The sequence below is a fragment of the Micromonospora humidisoli genome, assembly GCF_016900955.1.
In the GTDB taxonomy this organism is placed as follows: domain Bacteria; phylum Actinomycetota; class Actinomycetes; order Mycobacteriales; family Micromonosporaceae; genus Micromonospora; species Micromonospora wenchangensis.
In genome coordinates, this window is record NZ_JAFEUO010000003.1 from 884,948 (window position 1) to 895,612 (window position 10,665).

A 10,665-nucleotide genomic window follows, 5' to 3' on the forward strand; every position below is an offset into this window, starting at 1 on the left:
GGCCCGTCCTTCTGCGGACGGCTTCAGGTGTCCAGACCGAGGGCCTTCAGCACGTCCGGCGACTGTTCCCGGAGTACGGCGGTGATGTGTTGCCAGGCGGTCCATTCCCCGGCCTGCATAGCTGCGGCCCGCAGGGCGAGGCCGGCAGCGGCGGTGGCATGCGTGGCGGCGCGGACCTCGGGCGGGGCACCTAGACCGGCGGGGACCGGCCGCCGCGTCGCGGTGGTGCGGGGGGTCTTGCGGTAGGCGTCATTGGCGTAGATGCACAGCTCGTTGATCGGTGCTTCGAGCATCTGGCGGAGCTGGGCGGGGATCGCCACCCGCATCTTGGCGACGTTGATGTTGAACGCGGAGTCGAGGCTGGTGCCGAAGTCGACGGAGGCCCGGGCGAGCTTCGTGTGTTCATCGATGCCGCGGATGCCGCCCCAACCGCCCCACTGGACGAGGCGGTCGGCCCGGTAGATGTACAGGCCCTGCTGACGGTTCCAGTTGAGCGGTCCGGAGTGCCGTTCGAACTCGCCCGGGCTGCTGAAGCCGTCGCGTGAGGGCAGGATATAGCGGCGTAGGGTCACGTGGCCCCCGGCGTTGCCGAGTGTGACCTCGAAGCGTTGGGGCGGTAGTTCCTGCCGGGCTGCTTCGTCCGGTGCGAACGGGTTCCAGGCGCGGACCTTCTGCCCGTTGACGGAGATCACGACCTGCCGGTCCCCGGCGGTGCCCTCAATGAATCGGTGGAACACCATCCCGAGGTGTTCGGCGGTGCGGGTGGCGAGCGTCTCGATGCGGCGTTTCGCCCAGCCGCCTTCGGGCCGGCGCTCCGGGAGAACCCTGTCCAGGCTGCGCCAGAGCACCACCGTGCCGGTGCCCTCGGCGAGCCATTTCCGGGCACGGACGACGTCGGGATCGGCACCGGGGTCGACGATGACCCACTCGTCCCATTCCTCGACGATGTCGAGATCGAGGCTGCGGGCGTGGGTGCGGAAGACCTTCGGCGTGCTCCGGGTGATCACGGTGACGGACCGGCACTGCGACAGTGACGCGGTCTTCAGTCCGAGCCCGTACCGACCGAGGTCGCCGTCGGCGTAGCCGCGTCGTGACCCGAGCCGGAGGGCCTCGAGGAGCGCGTTCGGTGCCATGCCCGAACCGTCGTCGGTGATGAAGACCCGCGAGTCCGCGCCGTCGAACTCGATGCTGATGTCGACGTGGGTCGCTCCCGCGGCGATGCTGTTGTCGACGATGTCGGCCACCGCGGTGGGGAACTCGTAGCCGATGTCGCGCAGGGAGCCGGTCAGTCTCGCGGCCGAGGGTGGCACCTGGAACCATGATCCGGCCGGCATCGGCTTCCTCCCCGGTGTACGACGACAGCTTCAGGACCAGGATGTCACACATCACGTGGTGATCTTGTACCGCGTTCCGGTGCTCCCCGTCTCCGGTGCCAGAGTGCTTCGATGCTGTCCGCGACGTCCACGGGGTCCTCGTGTTCCCAGAAGTGCGCCACCGTCCAGCCGATTGCGGAGAGCTGGTGGTCCTTCTCGCGGTCACGTTGAACGTTGCGCTGCAGTTTGGCGGTCCACCAAGCCGAGTTGTTCTTGGGGATCGTGCCGTGCAACGGACACAGATGCCAGAAGCATCCGTCGATGAATACGGCGATCTTCGCTCTGGTGAAGGCGATGTCGGGCCGGCCGGGCAGCGGTTTGAGGTTGACCCTGTAGCGCATCCCCCGGCGGTGAAGTTCACGACGGATGAGGAGTTCCGGGCGCGTGGAGGAGCGTGGCATCCGACTCATCTGCGCCGACACCAGCGCGTTGAGGGGTGCCGGTCGACGACCGGTGGATGTCAAAGCGCCCTCCGTCGTGGGTGAGGTGCCTTCCGGCCGTCCGGACGGATCCGGTGGCACCACGCCGGTCGTGACCGGCCAACCGCCCAGTGGGCGACGGCATCTGCGTACACATCGATGTCAGCCGAACGGACCGAAGGCCCGGGCCGGGGCGCGGTGGCACAACCGGCGGATTCACCGGTGGCGCGGCCCGGACCATGGCCGGACCGGTGCCGGTACCGGCGCGGCGACCGCCGGCCTATGTAGCAGGGGGCGATCCGGTACGTTGAAAGTCGCCGTAACACCGGGCTCCGGGGCTTCTCACATTCAGCCGTCGGACGAATATGCTGAAGAGCCCTGCCACTTATGTCGACCACCCCCATGCCCCGCCCGGCAACCGCCCCTCGTCCCGGAAGACTGCGCGATGTCTGAATGCTCACCCCTGGCGGTCCTATCCGTGACGGCGGTCGCGTGCGCCCTGCTGGAGTCGAATCATGCCTGACGTGGACGTGAGCGCATTCGCGCACACCCTCATCGAGGACGTCCGGGCGCAGGCGGACGCCGACGGCTGCGACCTGGCGGAAGCGTTCGCGCGGATGATGCTGGACCGGTTCAGCCTGGACGGCTACACCGAGGACGCGACCGTGGTCATGTACCGCGACCACGGGGTGGAGATCAGCGGTTACGGGCTCTCCTCCGATGACCGGTGCCTGGATCTGTTCGCGACGGTGTACAGCCCCAGGGCGGACGAGGCACACAAGATCAACCGCCCTGAGCTGGAGGCGGTGACCCGGCGGTTGCAGAACTTTCTGCTGAGGGCCGTTCCGGGCACCCCACGACGCAGGAACCCCTCCTCCGAGGTGCTCGGTATGGAACGGGCGGTTGCGGAGAAGTTCCACCAGGTCGACCGGATCCGCTTCATCATCGTCACCAACGCGCGCAGCGTCGTGCGGGAACCCGCCATGACGACGGAGATCGAAGGCCGCAAGGTCGTCCGGGAACTGTGGGACCTGCGTCGCCTTGCCGCATGGTCGGTGTCCGGGACCCAGGCGGAACCGATCATCGCCGAGTTTCCCGACGGCCTGCCGTGTCTGACCGCGCCACTGACGGCCGGGGACTACTCGGTATTCCTGGCCATCGTGCCCGGCGCGGACCTGGCCGCGTTGTACGCCGAGCACGGTGGCCGGCTTCTCGAGCTCAATGTGCGGTCCTTCCTGCAGACGAAGGGTGCGGTCAACCGGGGCATCCAGGAGACGCTGCGGACCACACCGGACCGGTTCCTCGCCTACAACAACGGCATCGCGGCCACGGCGTCCCGGGTGGACCTGGACCGGGGGACCAACGGCCAGAGCGTCATCCGGCGGATCCACGGCCTGCAGATCGTCAACGGAGGCCAGACCACCGCCTCGATCCACCACGCGCGCCGCAACGGGATCCCGGTCGACAACGTGCACGTACAGATGAAACTCACCGTCGTGTCCCCGGACCGGCTCGAGGAGATCGTCCCCCGCATCTCCCAGTACTCGAACACCCAGAACAAGGTCACCGCATCCGATCTCCGCGCCAACAGCGGCTTCCACATCGACGTGGAGCGGATCATGCGAACGCTCCTCGCCCCACCCGGGCCGGTGCACCGCGTGGACACCCACTGGTACTACGAACGGGCCCGCGGCCAGTACGCCGACGCCATCGCCAGGGAGACGACACCGGCACGCCGGGCCACCTTCCGCGCGTCGAACCCGCCCGACCAGAAGTTCGACAAGGCGGACCTGGCCAGGTTCGAGCAGGCGTGGGCACGCTACCCCCACCTGGTCAGCCGCGGCGGCGAGAAGAACTTCGTGCTCTTCCAGGGGCGCCTCAAGGACGAGCCGGTCGCTGTGGACAAGGCCTACTGCCGCAGGCTCGTCGCCAAGGCGATCCTGTTCCGCCGCACTGACCGGATCGTGCGTGATCAGAACTTCGGCGGATACAAGATCAATATCGTGGCGTACACCATCGCGTTCCTCGTCCACGCCACCCGGGGCCGCATCGACCTCGACAGGATCTGGCGCGACCAGGACCTCTCGCCGGCGCTGAGGGAGGCCATCGCCGAAGTGTCGGTGCTCGCCCAGAAGGTGATCACCTCCCCACCCGACGGGCGCGTCCACGTCGGGGAGTGGGCGAAACGGCCGGAGTGCTGGGACACGGTCCGTGAACTGGACTGGCAACCCTCACCGGTGCTCGAGGCGGAGCTGGCCGACGTCGACACCTACGTCGAGGACCTTCAGCTCATCCAGGCGACCGCCGCGCAGGACTGGTCGGACCTGGTCGACTGGGGGCGCTCCACCGGCACACTCGACGGAGCCGAGCAGCGCACCGCCGCCAACGTCGCGGAGGCGCTGCGCGAGCGGTGGACACCCGCCGGCAGAGACGTCCTCGCTGCGGTACCGCTCATGCGCCGCGCGCGCCGGACCGGCTTCCGGCCCGTTGCCGGATTCTGAGCCACGAACCATAACCGAGAGGTGGCGCCACCATGTCCGTGTGGACCCGGGACGTACCCGTCGAGGGAACGACCGAACTCCCACCGGACCCGCGTGCCCTCGACGCCCTCGGCCGCAACCACTCCCTCGAGACCGCTCTCGCCGACCTCGTCGACAACTCCATAGACGCTGACGCCGACCGCATCCGGATCCGCTTCATCCGGCACCGCACCAGGCTCGTCGGTCTCTACGTCGTCGACAACGGTACTGGCATCAGACCTGACACCATCGACGCTGCGATGACGGTCGGTGGACGCCGGAACTACTCCGGAACCGACCTCGGACGGTTCGGTGTCGGCCTCAAGGCCGCGTCCTTCAGTCAGGCCGCCAGCCTCACCGTCATGTCGCGCGCCGCGGGCCACCCACCCGTCGGACGCCGTTGGTTGCTGAACGGCAGCCGCCGCGACCACCGGTGCGACATCGTCGCCAGCGACTTCGCCGCCGCGGAACTCGACCGCAACTGGCCGGTGCCCACCACGCCCAGCGGAACCGTAGTGCGCTGGGACGACGTGGCCGGATTCCCCTCGACCGACGACCCGGCCCAGGTCGAGGAGTTCCTCACCCGTACCATCTCCCACCTGCAGGGACACCTCGGCCTCACCTTCCACCGCATCATCACGCGGAGGAACATCCGCATCAGCATCGACGTCGAGGACACCGGACTCGGTGCCGGCATCGCCAGCACCGTCAACGCCCTGGACCCCTTCGCCTACCCCGGGACACCACCCGGCTGGCCCAAGGAGCTACGAGCCGACCTCGACGGCAACCCCGTCGTCCTGCGCTGCCACATCTGGCCCGGCCGGTCGAGCCTGCCGCAGTACCGGCTCCCCGGCGGTGCGGAGCAGCGCCAGGGCCTCTACGTGTACCGCCACGACCGGCTCCTGCACGCCGGCGGATGGGAGGGTGTCCACGCCGCGGACCGCAGGCTCCAGCTCGCCCGCGTGGAGATCGACATCGATGGCGACATCCCCGGACTGTTCACCATGAACCCGGAGAAGACCCGGGTGACAGCCGGTCCACGGTTCGCCGGAACCGTCGCCCGCGCCCGCGCCGACGACGGCACCGACATCACCACCTACCTGCAGGCTGCCGAAGCCGTCTGGACGAGCACGAACCAGCGCACCACCGCCCGACGCCGGCCGGTCGTCCCGCCCGGCCGCGGTCTGCACCCGAAGGTCACCCGCGAGATCCGCGACGAACTCCCGCAGCTCTCCGATGAGCCTGTCAACATCCTGTGGAAGGCGCTGCCGGACAGCCAGTTCATCGAGGTCGACCGGGAGGCGAACACCCTCTGGCTGAACAGGAACTACCGTGCCGCGCTGCTCGGCGGCCGACGCGGCGGGCTCAACGACCTGCCTGTGCTCAAGACGCTGCTGTACCTGCTCGCCGAGAACACGTTCCAGGGAGCCCACCTCGGCCCCAGGGACAAGGACAACATCGAACTCTGGCAGGACCTGCTCACCACCGCCGCCCGCGCAGAACGCGCCGCCTACGAGGAGCGAAGGTGAGCACGTCCAGCGAGCGCCATCTCAGTACCGAGACCTTCGCCGGACATCTGCGTCACACGGCACCGATGGACCACCCGGTACCCGGTGAGCCCCGGCTGGTGCTGTTCACCGTTCCAGGTGACCGGGTCGGCCTGCGCGGGCCGGCCCGCCCGGGGGAGCGACCGGCACCCACCGGTCTGGAACATGTCACCGTCCGCACCGTCCACCATGGCGGGCGACGGATGATCGAGCTGGTCATCACGGACCCCCGGGTCTTCCTCGACGCCTACCCCCTGCTGCGGGCCGTCGCCGACCGGATCCAGCTCGGCCACCAGCCGATGACCTCCGCGGTCCGCGACACCCTCCGCCAGCTGGGCCACCTTCTCCAGCCCGAAGCCACCCTGCGGCGTTCCACCGAGACCGGCATGCTCGGCGAGCTGTGCCTGTTCAACGGCGTCGCCCTGACCGCGGGACCGGCAGTGGCACTGCAGGCGTGGCGCGGGGCCCTGTCGGAGGAACACGACTTCGGCTTCCCCGGCTACGACGTGGAGGTCAAGACCACCACCTACGAACAGCGCCGGCACACCATCGAATCACTCACCCAGCTCGTACCGACCGGCGCGCGGCCACTGTGGCTGGTCTCCGTCCAGGTCACCGTCGCGGGCCACGACGGCGCCACCCTGCCGGAACTTATCGGTCGGAGCCGCGCCCTGCTCAGCGCCGGAGCCGACCGGATCCGGTTCGACGACCTGCTCCACGCGGCAGGCTGGGCGGACCGCCACGCCACCTCCTGCGGCACCCGTTGGCGGCTCAGGACATCACCGGCGACCTTCATCGTCGGCGCCGGTTTCCCCCGCATCACACCGGCCATGCTGCAACCGCAGACAGACCTCGCCCGGGTCACCGACGTCCGCTACCGCACCGACCTCACCGGCCGGACCGAGGACAACCCGCCGGACCTGCTGCGCACCGCCCTCACCGCCGGACAACAGGAGCTGCCATGAGCGACACCGTCACCACCGGCTACAGCTCCGCCCTCGACGGCATGAAGACCGCCGGCCCCGGCCCGTTGCACCAGTTCGCGGCGCTCTTCGCCAGGGACACCTCGCTGGCCGACGGAGCGGCACTACTCGCGCATCTGCAGAACGCCGGTCCGGACGACGCCCTACGCCAACGCCTCGCCTACCAGCTGTCGTCCTGGGACCACACGGACGACGGACCGTGGGCCGCCGGCACCGCGCCCCACACGGCCGAGCGGCGGGCCGCCGCCTGCCGTGCACTCGGCCTCGACCGGGCCACCGAGGAGCTCCTCTCCGAGATCATCCCCTGGGCCGCGACCGACGCTCCCATCGTCATCGCCGAACACTTCGAGGAGTGGCGCACCCCGCAGCGGCGCACCGAACGTGACTTCTACTGGGCCCACTACAGCGCCAACCTGCTGGCCAACGGCTGGGACCCGACCGCCGTCGCCGGCATCGACGAGGCCACGGAAGAAGTTGTCCGCCGCATCTCCGACCCCACCCGCAAAGTCGCCTACCAGGCCAAGGGCCTCGTCGTCGGATACGTGCAGAGCGGGAAGACCGCCAACTTCACCGGCGTGATCGCCAAGGCCATCGACGCCGGCTACCGGATGGTCATCGTCCTGACGGGCACCACCAACATGCTCAGAGCCCAGACCCAGCGACGACTCGACATGGAACTGTGCGGTCGCGAGAACATCGAGCCGGACCACGATCCCACCGCACACGAGTACCGCTACGACGACGACTGGAAACGCCACAAGTTCATCAACCACGGTGGCAGACCGTCCGACTCCGGGCACCCCGACATCGAACGGCTCAGCAACTACGCGGGCGACTACCAGCGCCTCAAACAGGGCATCTCGGCGCTACGGTTCAAAAGGCACGATTCCACCAAGGAGTTCTTCCACCCCGCCAACCTCTACACCAGCGACGCCCGCCTGGTCGTGGCGAAGAAGAACGCGTCCGTCCTCACCAACCTCGTCGCCGACCTGAAGAAGGTCAGCGCACGGCTCGGCGAGATCCCCGTACTCATCATCGACGACGAGTCCGACCAGGCGTCCGTCAACACCACCAGCCCCGCCAAGTGGAAGGAGGACAGCAAGAAACGCACGGCGATCAACCGGCTCATCGCCCAGCTCCTGACGATGCTGCCCCGCGCCCAGTACGTCGGCTACACCGCCACCCCGTACGCCAACGTCTTCATCGATCCGTCCGACGTCGAGGACATCTTCCCCAAGGACTTCATCGTCTCGCTGCCCCGACCGCTCGGCTACATGGGTGCCGACGACTTCCACGACTTCGACGACGACCGCCCGGTCGGACAGCGGCCGTTGGAGACGTCGAAGGAACGGGCCCACGTCCGCTGGCTCAGCGACGAGCCCACCGATCACGAGCTGCGAGCCGCCCTGGACATGTACGTACTTACCGGCGCACTCAAGGTCTACCGCCAACGGGCCGGTGCCGGTAGCTACCGGCACCACACCATGCTCGTTCACGAAGCGATGGGCCGCGAGTCCCACCGCGAGACCGCAGGGGTCATCGAGAAGCTCTGGGCGACGGCCGGCTACCACGGCCCGGCAGGTCTTCAGCGGCTCAGGGAGCTGTACGAATCCGACATCCTCCCCGTCACCACCGCGCAGGCACCCGGGGCGGCCATGCCGGGCAGCTTCGAAGAAATGCACGAGGACATCGCCGCCGCGATCGGGCTGATCCAGCCGGCCGACCGCCACGGCACTCCGGTCATCATCGTCAACAGCGACCCCGACCTGGAAAGGCACCAGGAGGACCTCGACTTCGACCAACGCGGTGTGTGGCGGATCCTCGTCGGGGGCAACAAGCTCGCCCGTGGCTTCACCGTCGAGGGCCTCACCGTGACCTACTACCGCCGCGCGACCAAACAGGTCGACACCCTGATGCAGATGGGCCGGTGGTTCGGCTTCCGGTCCGGCTACCGGGACCTGGTCCGCCTGTACACGACCCAGGATCTGCACGCGCTGTTCGGTGCCGCCTGTCAGGACGAACAGGCCCTACGCGATGACCTCCGCAAGTACTCGTCCGAGACCGCTCCGGAGTCGCGGTTGACCCCGAGCCGCATTCCTCCGCTGGTCGAACAACATCGTCCTGACCTGCGACCGACCGGACGTAACAAGATGTGGAACGCCCGACTGGTCTCGCGCAGCGCACCAGGTGAACCGATGGAGCCGGTCGCGCACCCGGAGAAGGGCAAGCCGGCTCTGCAGAACCTCAGGCTCTGGAAGCCGGTCCTTGCCGCCGCTGAGGCGACCGGCGCGGTCTCCTTCAGGGAAACCGGATCGAAGAAAACGTATGCGGCGTACCACGCGGTGGTGCCGCATGGCGAGATGATGGAGGTGCTGAACCGTCTGCAGTGGCTCCGCGATGACATCTTCGTTCCGGAACGTACCTGGCTGAACTCTCTCGCCCCGACCCAGCTCCGGCAGTGGGTCGTGCTACTACCCCAACAGGTGGACCCCTCAACCGGCCGCATGATCCTCGGGCACGGACCGTTCAGCATCTTCGGCAGGAAGCGGAGCGATACGGGCACGCTCAGCGCCATCAGCGAAAGCCGCCACCGCAACGCCGCAGCCCGGATCGCGGGTCTCAAAGCGGACCGCGACCCAGCCGCCGACGCGCTGGCGGCACCTTGCACAGCGGTACTCACCCTGTATCCCTCGGTCAGGCCGAAGACGTTGACGGGAGTACGAGGCGACGTGGTCGATCCGGAACTGGTCACGATCGGGTTCCGGGCCATTACCCCGCTAAGCACCGGTGGAGCCGGCAAGCGGCTGATCTGGACGACCATGGACAGCGGCAGACCGAATGACCTTGTTGTCGACATGTCACCGGCGGTATGACCCAAGCGGAGCACGTGCGTTGCTGGGCCGCGAAGGGGAACCTAACGCCAGACAATCAAGATTCGGGTGCCGAGTCGGTGAATTCCTTGCCACCGCGCTCGGCGACCCGGTGCCGTCGGACGAGCGCTCTCGCCGCGACGAGCCGTTTTGGTCGGTTGTTCGCGTCTGGGGCGCTGTTGCGCAGTTGCTCAGCGACCGTCGTGGCGGTGAAGGTTCGCTCCCTGGCGAGCTTGAAGGTGTCCGAGAGAACATCCGACGCCGCTAGTAGCACCAAGGTCATCAAAGACCCTGGACAACCTTGGCGAACACGAGCAGGCCGCCCGGTTGGCCGAGGAGCACGAACGCGACCGCATCACACCTCTCACGATGCGCCCCGTCGTCGAATGCCCTCTACGCCCCTCGAGATACCCGTACGCGGGATCAGGGTCAGGCGTCGCTGGTGGTGAACTCCCCTACCCCGACATGGACGCGCTGTCGTCCCGTGCCGAGTGGGCAGCGACGATGGCAGGGGTCGATTCGTGCGTCGCACCGCACCCGTGTCACAGCTTAAGCTCGCCAGGACCGTCAGCGACCTGGCGCTCGTGTTACTGGCAGGGGTGTTGTGACATCGATTGCCTCCTGATGGACAGATCGCCTTTGACAGCGCGGCTCCCGCGCCGGTCTCCTGCTTCGCCGTGGCTGGCCGCTCTCGCGGAGAGGACCGGACGCGTCAGCGGTAACGACGATCATCTGACTGATCGCTGACAGAGCGGTTCTGAACTGCGGATTGACAGGCGGAGCCCCAGTGCCATCCGCGAATGGGGATGCGTTGGTGGGGAGACGGTGACTTGAGGTTCCCCCCGGGATGTGGACACCGGGTTATGCCGCGATCTGGTGCAGGGTAGCTGGTGTGAGGGTTTGTTCGTAGTCGGCGGGGCTGAGGTAGCCGAGTGTGGAGTGGCGTCGTCGGTG

The 10,665-nt window shown here is 68.0% G+C and carries 6 protein-coding genes; 4 read left to right on the plus strand and 2 right to left on the minus strand.

Annotated elements, in window-relative coordinates; translation table 11 throughout:
- Window positions 1-23: 23 nt before the first annotated feature.
- Entirely contained in the window at window positions 24-1,334 is a 1,311-nt protein-coding gene (locus JQN84_RS14855; protein WP_204958903.1) for an ATP-binding protein, read from the minus strand.
- Window positions 1,335-1,378: 44 nt separating this feature from the next.
- Window positions 1,379-1,837 carry a very short patch repair endonuclease gene (locus JQN84_RS14860; protein ID WP_239485300.1) on the minus strand — a complete coding sequence of 153 codons (459 nt, stop codon included), beginning with the start codon at window positions 1,835-1,837 and terminating at the stop codon, window positions 1,379-1,381.
- Window positions 1,838-2,307: 470 nt separating this feature from the next.
- Here JQN84_RS14860 and JQN84_RS14865 point away from each other — a divergent pair, with 470 nt between their 5' ends.
- From JQN84_RS14865 to JQN84_RS14880, 4 genes are read left to right on the plus strand one after another with little or no spacing between them, the layout of a single operon-like run.
- On the plus strand, window positions 2,308-4,293 hold the full coding sequence (locus JQN84_RS14865; RefSeq protein WP_204958904.1) for an AIPR family protein: 1,986 nt from the start codon (window positions 2,308-2,310) through the stop codon (window positions 4,291-4,293).
- 32 nt (window positions 4,294-4,325) lie between these two features.
- Entirely contained in the window at window positions 4,326-5,840 is a 1,515-nt protein-coding gene (locus JQN84_RS14870; protein WP_204958905.1) for an ATP-binding protein, read from the plus strand.
- Window positions 5,837-6,823, plus strand: a complete 987-nt coding sequence (locus JQN84_RS14875) for a PD-(D/E)XK motif protein (RefSeq protein ID WP_204958906.1) — start codon at window positions 5,837-5,839, stop codon at window positions 6,821-6,823. Before JQN84_RS14870 ends, JQN84_RS14875 begins: the two co-directional genes overlap by 4 nt.
- Entirely contained in the window at window positions 6,820-9,714 is a 2,895-nt protein-coding gene (locus tag JQN84_RS14880; protein ID WP_204958907.1) for a Z1 domain-containing protein, read from the plus strand. Before JQN84_RS14875 ends, JQN84_RS14880 begins: the two co-directional genes overlap by 4 nt.
- Window positions 9,715-10,665: the final 951 nt, after the last annotated feature.